The organism is Kitasatospora sp. NPDC001540, from assembly GCF_042894345.1.
GTDB lineage: Bacteria > Actinomycetota > Actinomycetes > Streptomycetales > Streptomycetaceae > Kitasatospora > Kitasatospora phosalacinea_C.
This window is the reverse complement of record NZ_JBIAVO010000007.1, coordinates 211,562-229,648: the sequence shown is the minus strand read 5'-3', so window position 1 is coordinate 229,648 and position 18,087 is coordinate 211,562. Positions and strand designations below refer to the sequence as shown.

3 protein-coding genes and 1 pseudogene are annotated in these 18,087 nt (G+C 78.5%); all 4 read left to right on the top strand.

All coding sequences use genetic code 11. The features are described 5' to 3' along the window. Window positions 1–2,759: SDR family NAD(P)-dependent oxidoreductase (locus tag ACFY00_RS12340; RefSeq protein ID WP_388030216.1), on the top strand; the 2,759-nt coding region annotated here is incomplete at its 5' end. Then, window positions 2,744–4,810, top strand: a pseudogene (locus ACFY00_RS12335) (type I polyketide synthase); the annotation flags it as partial. The gene ACFY00_RS12340 and the pseudogene ACFY00_RS12335, both read left to right, overlap by 16 nt. Before the next feature lie 270 nt (window positions 4,811–5,080). Further along, a complete protein-coding gene (locus ACFY00_RS12330; RefSeq protein WP_388030246.1) occupies window positions 5,081–7,336 on the top strand; it encodes an SDR family NAD(P)-dependent oxidoreductase in 2,256 nt (751 codons plus the stop codon). Continuing rightward, entirely contained in the window at window positions 7,309–17,976 is a 10,668-nt protein-coding gene (locus ACFY00_RS12325) for an SDR family NAD(P)-dependent oxidoreductase (RefSeq protein WP_388030244.1), read from the top strand. The genes ACFY00_RS12330 and ACFY00_RS12325 overlap by 28 nt, the downstream gene beginning before the upstream one ends. The last annotated feature ends 111 nt before the right edge of the window (window positions 17,977–18,087 follow it).

The window sequence follows — 18,087 nt, the reverse complement described above, 5'->3', positions numbered from 1 at the left end:
CCGACGGTGACCCGTCCGCGCTGGGCCTGGAGGCCGTCGGCCACCCGCTGCTCGGGGCGGCCACCGTGCTGGCCGACTCGGAGGGCGTGGTGCTGTCCGGGTTGCTGTCCACGGCGGCGCAGCCCTGGCTGGGGGACCACGTGGTGTTGGACACCGTGCTGTTCCCGGGGACGGGGTTCGTCGAGCTGGCGTTGCGGGCCGGGGCGGAGACCGGGTGCCCGGTGGTGCGGGACCTGACGTTGGAGGCGCCGTTGGCGGTGCCCGAGCAGGGGGCCGCCGTCCAGGTGAGCGTGCGGGAGCCGGACGGGGACGGGTGCCGTCCGTTCGCCGTGCACGCCCGGGCCCGGGGTGGTGCCGGTGCGTGGGTGCGGCACGCGGCGGGGGTGTTGGCGCCGGAGGGCGCGGACGGGCCGGGGCCCGACCTGGTGCGGTGGCCGCCCGCGGGGGCGGTGCCGATCGCGTGGGAGGGCGGGTACGAGCGGCTGGCCGAGGAGGGGTACCGGTACGGTCCGGTGTTCCGGGGGCTGCGGGCCGCGTGGCGGGACGGTGCGGACCTGTACGCGGAGGTGTCGCTGCCGGAGACCGAGGCGGCCCGGGCCGACGCGGCCCGCTACGGCCTGCATCCGGCGCTGCTGGACGCGGCCCTGCACGTGCAGTTGCTCGCGGACCTGCCCGCGGACGGTGGGCGCGAGGGCGCTGCGGCGCCGATGGTGCCGTTCGCGTGGAACGGGGTGACGCTCGCCGCGGCCGGTGCGGCCGCGCTGCGGGTGCGGATCAGCCCGGACGGTCCGGACACGGTGGTGGTGACGGTCGCGGACGCGTCCGGCCTGCCGGTGGCGGCGGTGCGGGGCCTGGTGGCCCGACCGCTGTCGATCGCTCGAGTTCCGTACGGTCAAGGGGATTTGCTGCACCGGCTGCACTGGGAGGCGGCCCCGGCCGGGGGCGCGTCCGGGGCGGCGGCCCGGGTGCTGCGGGTGCCCGCGTGGGCCGGGGAGGGCGAGCTGCCGGGGGTGGTGCGCACTGTCCTGGACGGGGTGCTGGCGGAGGTCCGCTCGCACCTGGCCGACCCGGAGGGCGGTGTGCTGGCGGTGGTGACCGAGGGCGCGCTGCCGGTGGGTGCGGGGGAGTCCGGCGACCCGGGCACGGCGCCGGTGTGGGGCCTGCTGCGGGCCGCGGCCGCCGAGAACCCGGGGCGCTTCGTCCTGGTCGACGCCGAACCCGGCACCGGGGAAGGGGAGTTGGCGCAGGCGCTGGGCAGCGGGGAGCCCGAGTCGGCGGTCCGCTCCGGTGTGCTGCTCGTGCCGCGGCTGCGGCGGGCGCCCGCCCCGGCGGCGGACCCGCTGGGCGGCTGGGACCGGGACGGGACCGTCCTCGTCACCGGCGGCACCGGCGGCCTGGGCGCGCTGCTGGCCCGCCACCTGGTGGTCGAGCACGGGGTGCGCCGCCTGCTGCTGACCAGCCGCCGCGGCCCGGCCGCCGAGGGCGCCCGCGAGCTGTGCGCGCAACTGGCCGCGCTCGGCGCGCACGCGCAGGCCGTGGCCTGCGACGTCGCCGACCGGGACGCGGTCGCCGCGCTGCTCGCCGACGTCCCGGCCGCGCACCCGCTGACCGCGGTGGTGCACGCCGCGGGCGTGGTCGACAACGGCCTGGTGGGGACGCTGACCCCGGAGCGCCTGGACGCGGTGCTGCGCCCCAAGGCCGACGGCGCCTGGCACCTGCACGAGTTGACGAAGGGGCTGGACCTCGCGGCGTTCGTGCTGTTCTCCTCGGCGGCGGGCCTGGTGCTGGGCGCGGGGCAGGCCAACTACGCGGCCGCCAACGCCTTCCTGGACGCGCTGGCCGCGCACCGCCGCGCCGCCGGACTGCCCGGCCTCTCGCTGGCCTGGGGCGCCTGGGCGGCGGACGGCGGCGGCCTGGCCGCCGAACTGGACGAGGCCGGCCTGCGCCGCCTGCACCGCCTCGGCCTGCCGCCGATCACCGCGGCCGAGGGCCTGGCGCTGTTCGACGCCGCGCTGGGCGTCGCGTCCGGCTCGGCATCCGGCCCCGCGTCCGGCCCGGCGTCCGGTTCGGCATCCGGCCCCGCGTCCGGCGCGGACGGGGCGCTGCTCGTCCCGCTGCGGGTGGACGCGGCGGCGCTGCGGGCCCGTACCGACGTGCTGCCCGCGGTGCTGCGCCTCCCGGCCGCGGCGGGGAAGCGCAGTGGCGGCGGGAGCGGCGGACCGGCGGCGGGGACGCTGCCGCGCGTGCTGGCGGGACTGCCCGCCGGGGAGCGCGAGGAGTACCTGCTGGGCGTGGTCACCGGGCGGGTCGTCGCGGTCCTCGGCCACGGCTCGGAGGCCGCGGTGCGGCCCGACCGGGCGCTGTCCGAACTCGGCTTCGACTCGCTCACCGCGGTCGAACTGCGCAACCAGCTGGGCACGTTGGCCGGACGCACCCTTCCGGCGACGCTGGTCTTCGACCACCCGACGCCCGCCGCGCTGGCCCGCCACCTGCGGGAGCTGACCGACCCGGCCGCCGCCGACCCGGCCGCCCACGTGCACGCCGAACTCGACCGGCTGGAGGCGCTGCTGACCGCGGCCGACCCGGCCGCCCCGGGCCGTCCGGCGGTCGCCGCCCGGCTCGAGGCGCTGCTGCGCCGCTGGCAGGCGCCGGGCGCGACCACCGGACTCCCCGCCGACGGGGAGCCGGAGCAGGACTTGGAACAGGCCAGTGACGACGAGCTCTTCCTCGTGCTCGACCAGGAGTGGGGCGCGCAGTGAACGGGCCGGGTGCGAAGGGGCGGGGGATGGAAGACCGGACCACGGACAGGCAGGACGCGGGCACCGCGGACAAGCTGCGCGACTACCTCAGGCGCGCGACCGCCGACCTGCAGCAGACCAAGCGGCGGCTGCGCGAGGTCGAGGAGGCCGCGGTGGAACCGATCGCGGTCGTCGGCATGGCCTGCCGCTACCCGGGCGGCGTCGCCGGGCCGCAGGACCTGTGGGAGCTGGTCTCCCGGGGACGGGACGCGATCGGCGACTTCCCGACCGACCGCGGCTGGGACGTCGAGGCGATCTACGACCCGGAGCCCGGGAAGCCGGGCCGGACGTACGTGCGCCAGGGCGGGTTCCTGCCCGGCGCCGGGGGCTTCGACGCCGAGTTCTTCGGGATCAGCCCCAACGAGGCCCGGCGCGCCGACCCGCAGCAGCGGATCCTGCTGGAGGTCTGCTGGGAGGCGTTCGAGCGGGCCGGGCTGGACCCGCTGGCGCTGCACGGCAGCGACACCGGCGTCTACACCGGCCTGATGTACCACGACTACGTCCAGGGCAGCCCGGGCGGCAGCCTGGTCTCCGGCCAGGTCGCGTACAGCCTCGGCCTGCACGGCCCGGCGATCTCGCTGGACACCGCCTGCTCCTCCTCGCTGGTCGCCGTCCACCTGGCCTGCCAGGCGCTGCGCCGCGGCGAGGTGGAACTCGCGCTGGCGGGCGGGGTCACGGTGATGGGCACCCCGGAGATGTTCGTCGACTTCAGCCGCCAGCGCGGCCTGGCGCCGGACGGGCGCAGCAAGGCGTTCTCCGCGGGCGCCGACGGCACCTCCTGGTCGGAGGGCGCGGGCGTCCTGCTGCTGGAGCGGCTCTCCGACGCCCGCCGCCACGGCCACCGGGTGCACGCGGTGGTGCGCGGCTCGGCGACGAACCAGGACGGCGCCTCCAACGGCATCACCGCGCCCAACGGCCCCGCCCAGGTGCGGGTGCTGCGCGCGGCGCTCGCCGCGGCCGGGCTGACCCCCGCCGAGGTGGACGCGGTCGACGCGCACGGCACCGGCACCACGCTGGGCGACCCGATCGAGGCGCAGGCGCTGATCGAGGTGTACGGGCGGCGCGGCGGGGCCGAGCCGCTGCGGCTGGGCTCGGTCAAGTCCAACCTGGGGCACCCGCAGGCCGCGGCCGGGGTCGCCGGGATCATCAAGATGGTGCTGGCGATGGAGCACGGCGTGCTGCCGCGCACCCTGCACCTGACCGAGCCGACCCCGCACGTGGACTGGTCGGCGGGCACCGTGCGGCTGCTCGCCGAGAACGAGGACTGGCCCGCCGTCGACCGGCCGCGCCGCTGCGCGGTCTCCTCCTTCGGGATCAGCGGCACCAACGCGCACGTCATCCTGGAGCAGGCCCCGGACGAGGAGCCCGCCGAGCCCGCCGCCGACCCCGCGGTCGTCCCGTTCGCGCTCGCCGCCAAGACGCCCGCCGCGCTGGCCGCCGCCGCCGAGCGGCTGGCCGCGCACCTGCGCCGCCGCCCCGAGCTGGCGCTCACCGACCTCGGCCGCTCGCTGGCCACCGGCCGCTCCGCGTTCGAGCACCGGGCGGTGCTGGTCGGCCGGGAGCGGGACGGGCTGCTGGCCGGGCTCGACGCGCTGGCCGCCGGACGGCCGCGGGCCGGGACGGTCACCGGCAGCGCCGGGGCGCCCGGCCGTACCGCGTTCGTGTTCACCGGCGGCGACCCGCTGCCCGCCGGCGCCGCCGCCGGGCTGCTGGCCGGCGCCGAGCCGTTCGCCCGGCAGGTCGCCGCCTGCGAGCGGGAACTCGCGCCGCTGCTGGGCGGGTCGGTGGCCGAGGTGCTGCGCGGCGCCCCGGGCGCCCCCGCGGCCGACCGCCCGGAGGTCGCCGCCGCGGTCCGCTGGACGGTGCAGGTCGCGCTGGCCGCGCTGTGGCGGGCGCACGGCGTCGAACCGGACGCCGTGCTGGGCCACGGCCCCGGCGAGGTCGCCGCGGCCACCGTCGCCGGAGCGCTGCCGCTGGCCGTGGCCGCCCGGACCGCGGTCGCCCTGGGCCGCGCCGACGCGGCCGCCCTGCCCGACACCGTCACCCCGGCGCAGCCGTCGGAGTCGGCGGAGCGCCGCCCCGCCCTGTACTCGGCCGCCACCGGCGGCCGCGCCGAGCCGGAGGCCGTCGGCACCGGGCGGTGGCTCGCCGCGCTGGAGCGCGCCGCGGACCTCGCGCCGCTGCTCAAGGAGCTCGCCGGGAACGGCCACCGCGCCTTCGTCGGCATCGGACCGGACCCGCGGCTCGCCGCCCTGCTGGGGGAGGTCGCCGGTGACGGGGCGGTGGCCGTCGACACCCCGGTCACGACGGGCCCGGACGCGCTGGAGCGGTTCGCGCACGCCGCCGCCGCCCTGCACGTGCACGGCACCGCCGTGCGCTGGGAGGCGTTCTTCCCGGCCGGGCGGACCGTCGACCTGCCCACCTACCCGTTCCGGCACACCCACTACTGGGCGCAGTACGCGCCGTTCGCCGCCCCCGCCCGGGAGGCCGCCCCGGCCCCGGCGGGCGCGGCGGACCAGCTGCGCTACCGGGTGCGGTGGTCCCCGGTCGACCCGCTCGCCGCCGCCGCGCCGTCCGAAGCCGCGCCGTCCGCCGCCGCGCCGTCCGGGGCCCTGCTGTCCGGGCTCTGGCTGGTCGCGGCCGACGACCGCGCCCCCGGGGTCGACGCGCTGTCGGCGGCGCTGGCCGGGCACGGTGCCGAGGTGCTCCGCCTCCCGGTGGACGCGGCCGCCGCCGACCGGGCCGAACTGGCCGCCCGGATCACCGCCCTGCTCGGCGCGGAGCAGCCCGCGGGCGTGCTCTCGCTGCTGGCCCTGGACGCCCCCGGGGCCCCGGAGGTGCCCGCGCCGGGCGTCACCGCGACCGTCCCGCTGCTGCAGGCCGTCCTGGACGCCGGGATCACCGCGCCGTTCTGGTGCGCCACCCGCGCCGCGGTGGCCGTCGAGCCGGACGAGGACGTCGACCCGTCGGCGGCCGCGCTGTGGGGCGCGGGCACCGTGCTCTCGCTCGACCTGCCCGCCGTCTGGGGCGGCCTGGTCGACCTGCCCGCCGACCTCGGTCCGGCGGCGACCGCGCTGCTGGCCGCGGTGCTGTCCGGCCGCTCCGGCGAGGACCAGGTCGCCGTCCGCGGCGAGCGGGCGCACGCCCGCCGCCTGGTCCCCGCCCCGGTCGACGCCCCGGTCCCGGCCGAGCTGCCCTGGCGGCCGGGCGGCACGGTGCTGGTCACCGGCGGCACCGGCGCGATCGGCGCGGCCGTCGCCCGGCGGCTGGCCCGCTCCGGCGCCCGGCACCTGGTGCTGGCCGGCCGCCGCGGCCCGGACGCCCCCGGCGCGGCCGCGTTGGAAGCCGAGCTGACCGCCCTGGGCGCCACCGTCACGCTCGCCGCCTGCGACGTCACCGACGGCCCGGCCGTCGCCGAACTCGTCGCCGGACTCCCGGAGTTGACTGCGGTGGTGCACGCCGCCGGGCAGCTGCCCGCGCAGACCGCGTTCGACGGGCTGACGGCGCGGGAGTTCGCCCGCGCCACCCGCGCCAAGATCGCCGGGGCGCACCACCTGGACCGGGTCCTCGGCGACCGCCCGCTGGACGCCTTCGTGCTGTTCGCCTCCGGCGCGGCCGTCTGGGGCACCGCGGGCCGCGTCCCGTACGCGGCGGGCAACGCCTACCTCGACGGCCTGGCCCAGCGCCGCCGGGCCCGCGGCGCCACCGCCACCTCGGTGGCCTGGGGCACCTGGGCGGGCGGCGGCATGGTCGACGCCGAGGCCGACGAGCACCTGCGGCACATCGGCCTGGCCTCGCTGGAGCCCGGCGCGGCGCTCGACGAACTGTGGCGCGCCCTGGCACTGGACGAGGGCCACCTGGTGGTCGCCGACATCGACTGGGCCAGGTTCGCCCCGGTCTACGCCGCCGCCCGGCCCCGCCCGCTGCTGCGCGACCTGCCCGCCGCCGTCCGCGCCCTGGACGGCGACGACCCGGCGGGGGAGACGGCCGCCGACGGCCCGTCGCTGGCCGAGCGGCTGGCGGGCCGCTCCGCCCCGGAGCGTTCCCGGCTCGTGCTGGGCCTGGTCCGCGAGCAGGCCGCCGCCGTCCTCGGCCACGACGGGGCGGGCGCGGTCGAACCCGGACGCACCTTCAAGGACCTCGGCTTCGACTCCGTCTCGGCGGTCGACTTCCGCAACCGGCTCAGCGCCGCGTCCGGCGTCAAACTGCCCGCCACCGTCGTGTTCGACCACGCCAACCCGCGGGCCCTGGCCGCCTTCCTGGAGGCCGAACTGGCCGACCTGGCGCCCGGCGGGGCCGCCGCGGTGGCCGCCGAACTCGACCGGCTGGAGGCGCTGGTCGACGGCCTCGCCCCGGAGGAGGCCGACCGGGTCGGGATCGGCCCCCGGCTGCAGGCCCTGGCGGCCCGGCTGACCGGCGCCCGCGGTGCCGCACCCGGGCCGGACCTGGCCCACGTACTCGAATCCGCGAGCGCGGAAGACCTGTTCAACCTGCTGGACCAAGAGCTCGGATCGAGCGGAAACGGCGAGGGTTTCTGATGGCTGAGGAAGCAAAGCTGCTCGACTACCTCAAGCGGGCGACCGCCGAGTTGCACGAGACCCGCAACCGGCTGCGCGAGGTGGAGGCGGCCGACCGGGAGCCGATCGCGATCGTCGCGATGAGCTGCCGCTACCCCGGGGACGTGCGCTCCCCGGAGGACCTGTGGCGGCTGGTGGACGAGGGGACCGACGCGATCGGCCCGTTCCCCGCCGACCGGGGCTGGAACACCGCCGCCCTCTACGACGCCGACCCGGACCGGCCCGGCACCAGCTACGTGAACCAGGGCGGCTTCTTCCACGCCGCGCCCGAGTTCGACGCGGGCCTGTTCGGCATCTCCCCGCGCGAGGCCCTCACCATGGACCCGCAGCAGCGCCTGGCCCTCGAACTGGCCTGGGAGGCCTTCGAGCGGGCCGGGCTGGCCCCGGACGGGCTGCGCGGCGAGCGCGTCGGGGTGTTCCTCGGCAGCGGCGGCCAGGACTACTACGAGGACCTGGCGCCCGGCGCCGTCGCCGCCGTCATCGACGACTACCTGAGCACCGGCAACGCCGGATCGGTGATCTCGGGCCGGGTCGCGTACTCCTTCGGCCTGGAGGGCCCCGCCCTCACCGTCGACACCGCCTGCTCCTCCTCGCTGGTCGCCCTGCACCTGGCCGTGCAGGCGCTGCGCCGCCGCGAGTGCACGATGGCGCTGGCGGGCGGCGTGATGGTGATGTCCGCCCCGGGCCCGTTCGTCGCGTTCAGCAAGCAGCGCGGCCTGGCCCCCGACGGCCGCTGCAAGGCCTTCTCCGAGGACACCGACGGCACCGGATGGGCCGAGGGCGCGGGCACCCTGCTGCTGGAGCGGCTCTCCGACGCCCGCCGCAACGGCCACGAGGTGCTCGCCGTGGTCCGCGGCTCCGCGGTCAACTCCGACGGCGCCTCCAACGGCCTCACCGCCCCCAACGGCCCGTCCCAGCAGCGGGTGATCCGCCAGGCGCTGGCCGACGCGGGCCTGACCGCCGCCGACGTCGACGCGGTCGAGGGCCACGGCACCGGCACCGTCCTCGGCGACCCGATCGAGGTCCAGGCGCTGCTGGCCACCTACGGCAAGGAGCGCACCGGCGGCCGCCCGCTGTGGCTGGGCTCGATCAAGTCCAACATCGGGCACGCGCAGGCCGCCGCCGGGGTCGGCGGCGTCATCAAGATGGTCGAGGCGATGCGCCACGGCGTCCTGCCGCAGACCCTGCACGCCGCCAGGCCCACCGAGCGGGTCGACTGGTCGGCCGGGAACGTCCGGCTGCTCGGCGCCCGCCGCGAGTGGCCGCTGACCGGCGCGCCCCGCCGCTCCGCCGTCTCCTCCTTCGGCGTCAGCGGCACCAACGCGCACGTCGTCCTGGAACTGCCCGACCCCGAACCGGACACCGGGACCACCGACGCCCCCGCCGCGGCCTGGCCCGCCGCCGCGCCCGTCCCGTGGCTGCTCGGCGGCCACGGCGAGGACGCCCTGCGCGGCCAGGCCGCCCGACTGCTGGCCCACCTCGACGCGCACCCCGGCGCCGACCCCGTCGACCTCGGCTACTCGCTGGCCACCGGCCGCGCCGCCCTCGACCGCCGGGCCGTCGTCCTGGCCTCCGGCGGCGCCGCCGACCGCGGCGCCCTGGCCGCCCTCGCCGCGGGCACCCCCGGCCCCGAGGTGGTGCACGGCGCCGCCGACCCCGGCCTGACCGCCTTCCTGTTCTCCGGCCAGGGCGCCCAGCACGTCGGCATGGGCAAGGAGCTGTACGAGGCGTACCCGGTGTTCGCGGCCGCCCTCGACGAGGTCTGCGCCGCCTTCGACCTCGAACAGCCGCTGCTGCCCGTGGTGTTCGGCAAGCCCCGGCTGCTGGACCGGACCGAATGGACCCAGCCCGCGCTGTTCGCCGTCGAGGTCGCGCTGTACCGCCTGGTCGAGTCCTGGGGCCTGACCCCGGACCTGCTGCTGGGCCACTCGATCGGCGAACTCGCCGCCGCCCACGTCGCCGGGGTGCTCCCGCTCGCCGACGCCGCCACCCTGGTCGCCGCCCGCGGCCGCCTCATGCAGGCGCTCCCGTCCGGCGGCGCGATGGTCGCCGTCCAGGCCACCGAGGAGGAGGTCGCCGAGCTGCTGGGCGCGGGCGTCGCGCTGGCCGCCGTCAACGGCCCCCGCTCGGTGGTGCTCTCCGGCGACGAGGAACCCGTCCTCAAGGTCGCCGCGCACTTCGCCGACCAGGGCCGCAAGACCCACCGGCTGAAGGTCTCGCACGCCTTCCACTCGGCCCGGATGGACCCGATGCTGGAGGAGTTCCGCGCGGTCGCCGCCGGGCTCACCTACCACGCCCCGGCGCTCGCCCTGGTCTCCTCGCTGACCGGGCAGCTCGCCACCGCCGAGGAACTCGCCGACCCCGAGTACTGGGTCCGCCAGGTCCGCGGCACCGTGCGCTTCCACGAGGGCGTGCAGCGCCTCGCCGCGGAGGGCGCCACCCGCTTCGCCGAGATCGGCCCCGACAGCGTCCTGCTGGCCCCCGCGCAGGAGACCCTCGCCGGGGCGAGCGGCCCGGCCGCCCTCGTCCCCGTCCTGCGCAAGGGCCGCCCCGAGCCGACCACCCTGGTCACCGCGCTGGCCCGGCTGCACGTCAGCGGCGCCGCCGTCGACTGGGCCGCGCTGTTCGCCGGGACGGGCGCCCGCCGCACCGACCTGCCCACGTACGCCTTCCAGCGCCGCCGTTACTGGCTCGACGCCCGCGGCGGCGGCGACGCCGGAGCGACCGTCGCCGCCGCCGGACTGGCCGCCGCGGGCTACGGCGGCGGCGAACACCCGCTGCTGGGCGCCGCCGTCACCCTCGCCGACACCGACGGCGCCGTGATGACCGGCCGCCTCTCCGCCGAGACCCAGCCCTGGCTCGCCGACCACGTCCTGGGCACCACCGTCACCGTCCCCGGCACCGCGTTCGTCGAACTCGCCGTCCGGGCGGGCGACCTGGTCGGCTGCGGCCGGGTCGAGGAGCTCACCCTCAGCAGCCCGCTGGTGCTGCCCGCCGCCGGGGCCGTCCGGATCCAGGTCGCCGTGCACGCCCCCGACGCCGCCGGGCGCCGCACCCTGACCGTGCACTCCCGCCCCGACGAGGACGGCCCCGGCGCGGACTGGACGGTGCACGCCACCGGCACCGTCGCCCCCGCCGCCGACCTGCCCGCCGCCCCGGCCGCCGAGTGGCCGCCGAGCGGCGCCCGGCCCGTCCCGCTGGACGGCCTCTACGCGTCCTTCGCCGCCACCGGCATCGACTACGGGCCCGCGTTCCGCGCCCTGGAAGCGGTCTGGCAGCACGGCGAGGAGATCCTCGCCGAGGTCCGGCTGCCCGAGGGCGAGACCCGGCGGGCCGCCGCCTTCGGCCTGCACCCCGCCGCGCTGGACGCCGCCACCCACGCACTGCGCGCCACCGGCGGCGGCGACGCCTCCGCCGAGCAGGGCCGGATGCCGTTCGCCTGGTCCGGCGTGCAACTGGCCGCCACCGGGGCGAGCGCGCTGCGGGTCCGCTTCACCCCGGTCGGCCCCGACGCGTTCGCCGTCGAGGCCACCGACCCGGCCGGCGGCCCGGTCGCCCGGATCGACTCCGTCGCCTTCCGCCCGCTGGTGCTGCCCGCCGCCACCGCGGCCCCGCTGTACCGCCTGGAGTGGCGCCCCGTCCCGGCCGCCCCCGCCGCCACCACCCCGTACGCGCTGCTGGCCGGCGCCCCGGGTCGTGACGCGGCGGCCGTGCACGCCGCCACCGCCGCCGCCCTGGCCGCCGTCCAGGAGCAGCTGGCCGCGGAGCGCGCCGACGCCCCCGTGCTGGTCGTGGTCACCCGCGGCGCGCAGTCCGTCGACGGCGAGGACGTCACCGACCCGGCCGGCGCCGCCGTCTGGGGCCTGGTCCGCTCCGCCCAGTCCGAGCACCCCGGCCGCTTCGTCCTGCTCGACACCGACCGGGACACCGACGACGCGGCCCTCGCCGCCCTGCTGCCCGCCCTGCTGGCCACCGGCGAACCGCAGCTCGCCCTGCGCGGCACCACCGCCCGCGCGCCCCGGCTGGCCCGGCTGCCCCGGCAGCCCGAGGCCGCCGCGCCGGCGCTCGACCCCGAGGGCACCGTCCTGGTCACCGGCGCCTCCGGCGCGATCGGCACCCTGCTGGCCCGCCACCTGGTCGCCGAGCACGGCGTGCGCCGCCTGCTGCTGCTCAGCCGCACCGGACCGGCCGCGCTGGCCGCGCTGGCCACCGAACTGGCCGCCGCCGGGGCCGAGGTGCGCACCGCGGCCTGCGACGTCGCCGACCGGGCCGCCCTCGCCGCCGTCCTGGCCGACCTGCCCGCCGCGCACCCGCTGACCGCCGTCGTGCACGTCGCGGGCGTCCTCGACGACGGCGTGGTCACCGCGCTGACCGCCGAGCGCACCGCCGCCGTGCTGCGCCCCAAGGTCGACGGCACGCTCCACCTGCACGAGCTGACCGCGGACGCCCCGCTGGCCGCGTTCGTGCTGTTCTCCTCGGTCTCCGGCGTGCTCGGCACCCCCGGCCAGGCCAACTACGCCGCCGCCAACAGCTTCCTGGACTCCTTCGCCGCCCACCGCCGCGCCCACGGCCTGCCCGCGCTCGCCCTCGCCTGGGGCCAGTGGGAGCAGCCCGGCGGCATGGCCGGCACCGGCCGCACCGTCGGCACCGCGGCCCTGGCCCCGCTGACCGCCGAGGAGGGCCTGGCCCTGTTCGACGCCGCGCTCGGCACCGGACTGGCCGCCCTCGCCCCGGTCAAGCCGAACCTCCCGGTGCTGCGCGAGCGCCCCGCCGACACCCTGCCCCGGCCGCTGCGCGACCTGGCCGGAGCGCCGCGGCTGCGCACCGCCGCCACCGCCGGAGCGGACGCGGCCGCCGGGGGCGGCACCGCCCTCGACCGGACGCTGGCCGCGCTGCCCGCCGCCGAACGCCCCGCGGCCGTCCTCGAACTGGTCCGCACCCACGCCGCCGCGGTGCTCGGCCACGCCTCCGCCGCCGACGTCGAACCCACCGGCCAGTTCCAGCAGTTGGGCTTCGACTCGCTGACCGCCGTCGAGCTGCGCAACGCCCTCAACGCGGCCACCGGGCTGCGGCTGCCCGCCACCCTGGTCTTCGACTACCCGACGCCCGCCGCGCTCGCCGAGCACCTGCTCAGCGAGGCCTCCGGCACCGTCGCGACCGTCACCGCCCAGCAGGACCACCACGACGAGCCGATCGCGATCGTCGGCATGGCCTGCCGCCTGCCCGGCGGCGTCGGCTCCCCGGACGACCTGTGGCGGCTGGTCTCCGAGGGCGGGGACGGCATCGGCCCGTTCCCCGCCGACCGCGGCTGGGACCTCGCCGCCCTGCACGACCCGACCGGGCAGCGCCCCGGCACCACCGGCGTCGACCGGGGCGGGTTCCTCTACGACGCGGGCGACTTCGATCCGGCCTTCTTCGGCGTCGCCCCCAAGGAGGCGGCCCTGGTCGACCCGCAGCAGCGCCTGCTGCTGGAGGCCTCCTGGGAGGCGCTGGAGCGCTCCGGCATCGACCCGCAGCAGCTCAAGGGCAGCGCCACCGGCGTCTACGCGGGCGTCCAGTTCCACGACTACGTCGGCAGCAACAGCACCGGCTCCATCGTCACCGGCCGGATCGCCTACACGCTCGGCCTGGAGGGCCCCGCGGTCTCCGTCGACACCGCCTGCTCCTCCTCGCTGGTCGCCCTGCACTGGGCCGCCCAGGCGCTGCGCGGCGGCGAGTGCACCCTCGCCCTGGCGGGCGGCGTCACCGTGATGGCGACCCCGGAGACCTTCGTCGAGTTCTCCCGCCAGGGCGGCCTGGCCGCCGACGGCCGCTGCAAGGCCTTCTCCGCGGACGCCGACGGCACCGCCTGGGCCGAGGGCGTCGGCGTCCTCGTCCTGGAGCGGCTCTCCGACGCCCGCCGCAACGGCCACCCCGTGCTCGCCCTGGTCCGCGGCTCCGCGGTCAACCAGGACGGCATGTCCAACGGCCTCACCGCCCCCAACGGCCCCGCCCAGCAGCGCGTCATCCGGCAGGCCCTGGCCAACGCCGGGCTGACCGCCGCCGACGTCGACGCCGTCGAGGCGCACGGCACCGGCACCCGGCTCGGCGACCCGATCGAGGCCCAGGCGCTGCTGGCCACGTACGGCGCGGAACTGCCCGCCGACCGGCCGCTGCGGGTCGGCTCGGTCAAGTCCAACATCGGGCACGCCCAGGCCGCGGCGGGCGCCGCCGCGGTGATCAAGATGGTGCTGGCGCTCGGCCACCAGGAACTCCCGCGGACCCTGCACGTCTCGGCGCCCTCGCCCGAGGTCGACTGGGACTCCGGCCACGTCAGCCTGCTCACCGAGCCGGTCGCCTGGCCGCGCGGCGCCCGGGTCCGCCGGGCCGGCGTCTCCTCCTTCGGCATCAGCGGCACCAACGCCCACGTCATCCTCGAGGAGCCCCCCGCCGCTCCCGTCCAGGAGCCGCAGGTCCCGCAGGAACCGCAGCCGCCCGCGCCGATCGCCTGGCCGGTCTCCGCCCGCACCCCCGGCGCGCTGCGCGCCCAGGCCGAACGGCTGCTCGCCCACCTCGACGAGGCCTACGACCAGGCCCCGGCCGCCACCGGCCACGCGCTGGCCACCACCCGCTCCGCCTTCGCCCACCGGGCCGTCCTGGTCGGCGCCAAGCGCGGCGACTTCCTGCGCGGCCTGATGGCGCTCGCCGACGGCGAGCAGACCCCCGGCCTGTTCACCGGCACCGCCACCGCCACCGGCCGCAGCGCCGTGCTGTTCTCCGGCCAGGGCTCCCAGCGGATCGGCATGGGCGCCGAACTGCGCCGCGCCTCCCCGGTGTTCGCCGCCGCCTTCGACGAGGTCTGCGCCGCGCTCGACCCGCACCTGGACCGGCCGCTGCGCGAGGTGATCGACGGCGACCAGCGCACCCTGAACCGCACCGGCTACGCCCAGGCCGCGCTGTTCGCGATCGAGGTCGCCCTCTACCGCCTGGTCGAGTCCTTCGGCCTGCGCCCCGACTACCTCGCCGGGCACTCGGTCGGCGAACTCGCCGCCGCCCACGTGGCCGGGGTCTGGTCGCTGCCCGACGCGGCCGCCCTGGTCGCCGCCCGCGGCCGCCTGATGCAGGCGCTGCCGTCCGGTGGCGCGATGATGGCGATCGCCGCCCCCGAGGCCGAGGTGCGCGCCGCCCTGGTCGACGGCGTCGACGTCGCCGCCGTCAACGGCCCCGCCTCCACCGTGGTCTCCGGCCCGGAGGACGCCGTCCTCGCCGTCGGCGCGGGCTTCAGCCGCTCCAAGCTGCTGGCCGTCTCGCACGCCTTCCACTCCGCCCTGATGGACCCGATGCTGGACGAGTTCCGCCGCGTCGCGCAGCGCGTCTCCTACGCGCCGCCGCGCGTCCCGGTGGTCTCCAACCTCACCGGCGCCCTCGCCGCGCCCGAGGAGCTCACCGACCCCGAGTACTGGGTCCGGCACGTCCGGCACGCCGTCCGCTTCGCCGACGGCGTCACCACCCTGCACGGGCAGGGCGTCACCCGGTACCTGGAGCTCGGCCCGGACGCCACCCTGACCGCGCTCGCCGCCGAGACCCTCGGCGCCGAGGCCGCCGAACAGGCCGTCCTCACCCCGCTGCTGCGCAAGGACCAGGACGAACTGCGGGCGCTGTGGAGCGGCCTGGCCGCCCTGCACGTCCACGGCCTGACCCCGGACTGGGCCGCCGTCTACCGCGGCACCGGCCACGCCCCCGCCCCGGTCGACCTGCCCACCTACCCGTTCCAGCGCAAGCGCTACTGGTACCAGGGCGCCGCGGGCGGCGCCGCCGACCAGGGCGGCGCCCGGCACCCGCTGGCCGGGACCGCCACCGAACTCGCCGGGGACGGCGGCCTGCTGCTCACCGGCCGGATCTCGCTCGGCACCCACGCCTGGCTCGCCGACCACCGGGTCTCCGGCGCCGTCGTCCTCCCCGGCGCCGTCGTCCTCCCCGGCACCGGCCTGGTCGAACTGGCCCTGCACGCCGGGGAGCGGTTCGGCCTCGACCGCCTGGACGAACTCGTCCTGGAGGCCCCGCTGATCCTGCCCGACACCGAGGGCGTGCGCGTCCAGTGCACCGTCGGCGCACCCGGCCCGGGCGGCGAGCGCACCTTCACCGTCCACTCCCGCCCCGACGCCGGCCCGGCCGGCCACCCCTGGACCCGGCACGCCACCGGCCGACTGGCCCGCGCCGCCGCCCCCGACTTCGACCTGGCCGCGTGGCCGCCCGCCGGAGCCGCGCCGATCGCCCTGGACGGCCGCTACGAGGAACTCGCCGAGGCCGGGCTGGCCTACGGACCGGCCTTCCGCGGCCTGCGCGCCGCCTGGAAGCACGGCGAGGAGGTCTACGCCGAGATCGCCGCCGACCCGTCCGCGGCCCCCGACCCGGAGGGCTACGGCCTGCACCCGGCCCTCTTCGACGCGGCCCTGCACGCCGTCGGCCTCAGCCGGGCGGGCAGCGGCGAACCCGTGCTGCCGTTCTCCTGGGAGCGGGTCGACCTGCACGCGGTCGGCGCCACCGAACTGCGGGTCCGGGTCCGCCCGACCGGCACCGGCACCGCCGCCCTCGACCTCGCCGACACCACCGGGCAGCCCGTCGCCTCGGTCGGGGCCCTGGTGCTGCGGCCCGCCGCCGCGCTGGCCCGCCCCGCCGACCCGGCCCCCGGCGCCGACGCGCTGTACCGCCTCGGCTGGCAGCGCGCCGAGGGCGGCAGGAAGGCCGCGGGCACCGCCGACTGGACCGTGGTCGGCGCCGACCCGTGGGGCCTGGCCACTGCCCTCGGCACCCCGGCCAAGCCCGACCTGGAGGAGGCGTACGGCGCCCGCACCCTCGTCCTCGCCGCCGGGGCGGCCCCCGGTGCCGACGTCGCCGACACCGCCCGGGAGGCCCTGCACCGCACCCTCGGGTTCCTCCAGGAGTGGCTCGCCGACGAGCGCTTCGCCGCCACCCGGCTGCTCGTCGTCACCCGGGGCGCCCAGGACACCGGGCAGCGGCAGCCCCGCGACCTGGTCGGCGCCGCGGTGGCCGGACTGGTCCGCTCCGCCCAGGCGGAGCACCCCGACCGGATCGTCCTGGTCGACCTGGACGACGCGGCGCCGGACGCCGGGAAGCTCGCCGCCGCCGTCGCCAGCGGCGAACCGCAGCTCGCGGTCCGCGGCGGCGCCCTGCTGGTCCCGCGGATCGAACCCGCCCCCGACGGCGCGCCCACCGGCACCCCCGCCTGGGACCGCGACGGCACCGTGCTGATCACCGGCGGCACCGGCGCCCTCGGCGCCGCGGTCGCCACCCACCTCGCCGCCCGGCACGGCGTCCGGCACCTGCTGCTGGTCGGCCGCCGCGGCGCCGACGCCCCCGGCGCGGCCGAACTCACCGCGCGGCTCGCCGAGTCGGGCGCCACCGCGACCCTCGCCGCCTGCGACGTCGCCGACCGGGACGCCCTCGCCGACCTGCTCGCCGCCGTCCCGGCCGACCGGCCGCTGCGCGGCGTGGTGCACGCCGCGGGCGTCCTCGACGACGCCGCGATCGCCTCGCTCACCCCCGAGCGGGTCGACACCGTGCTGCGGCCCAAGACCGCCGCCGCGGCCAACCTGCACGCCCTCACCGCGGGCCTCGACCTGACCTCCTTCGTCCTGTTCTCCTCCGCCTCCGGCGTGCTCGGCGCCCCCGGCCAGGGCAGCTACGCCGCCGCCAACGCGTTCCTCGACGCGCTGGCCGCGGACCGGCGCGCCGCCGGACTGCCCGGCACCTCGCTGGCCTGGGGCGTGTGGGAGCAGAGCGGCGGCACCGGCATGGCCTCCGGACTGAGCGAGGCCGACCTGCGGCGGATCGCCGAATCCGGGGTCGGCGCGCTCAGCACCGAACAGGGCCTGGCCCTGTTCGACCGGGCGGGCACCCTCGCCGACGCCGTGCTGCTGCCGGTCAACCTGGACCGCGAGGTCCTCGACCGGGCGGGCGAGGAACTGCCCTTCCTGCTGCGCGGCCTGGTCCGCGGCCAGGGCGGCCCGGCCAAGCGCGTCGCGGGCGGCGCCGCACCGGAGGCGGAGGCGGCCGGGAGCGGCGGCTCGCTGCGCGAGCGCCTCGCCGCGATGCCCGCCCCCAAGCGCGTCCCGGCCCTGCTCGACCTGGTCCGCGGCCAGGCCGCCACCATCCTGGGCTTCGCCGACGCCCAGGAGGTGGCCGTCGACCGGGCGTTCAGCGAACTCGGCTTCGACTCGCTGTCCGCGATGGGCCTGCGCAACAAGCTCATGATCGTCACCGGGCTGAAGCTCCCCACCAGCCTGATCTTCGACTACCCCACCACCGAACTGCTCGCCGAGCACCTGGCCACCGAACTGCTCCCGCAGGAGGAGGAGACGGACGAAGCCCCCCTCACCGACGAACGGATCACCGAACTCCTCGCCACCATCCCGCCGGCCCGGCTGCGCGACGCCGGCCTGCTGGACGGCCTGCTCGCCCTCGCGGGCCTCCGCGCCCCGCACGGCGCGGACACCGACCCGGAGGACCGCGAGCCGGTCCCGCTCAGCTCGATCGACGAGATGGACAGCGAGGCCCTGATCAACCTGGTCATCGGCGGAGCCGCCACCGACCTGGACTGACCCACCCCCTCCCGAGCGGGCGCCCCCGGCCAACCACCGGCGGGCGCCCGCCGCGTTCCGCCGCTCGCGCGGCTTTCCACCGGCCCCTGCCGCCTCGCCGCGTTCCGCCAC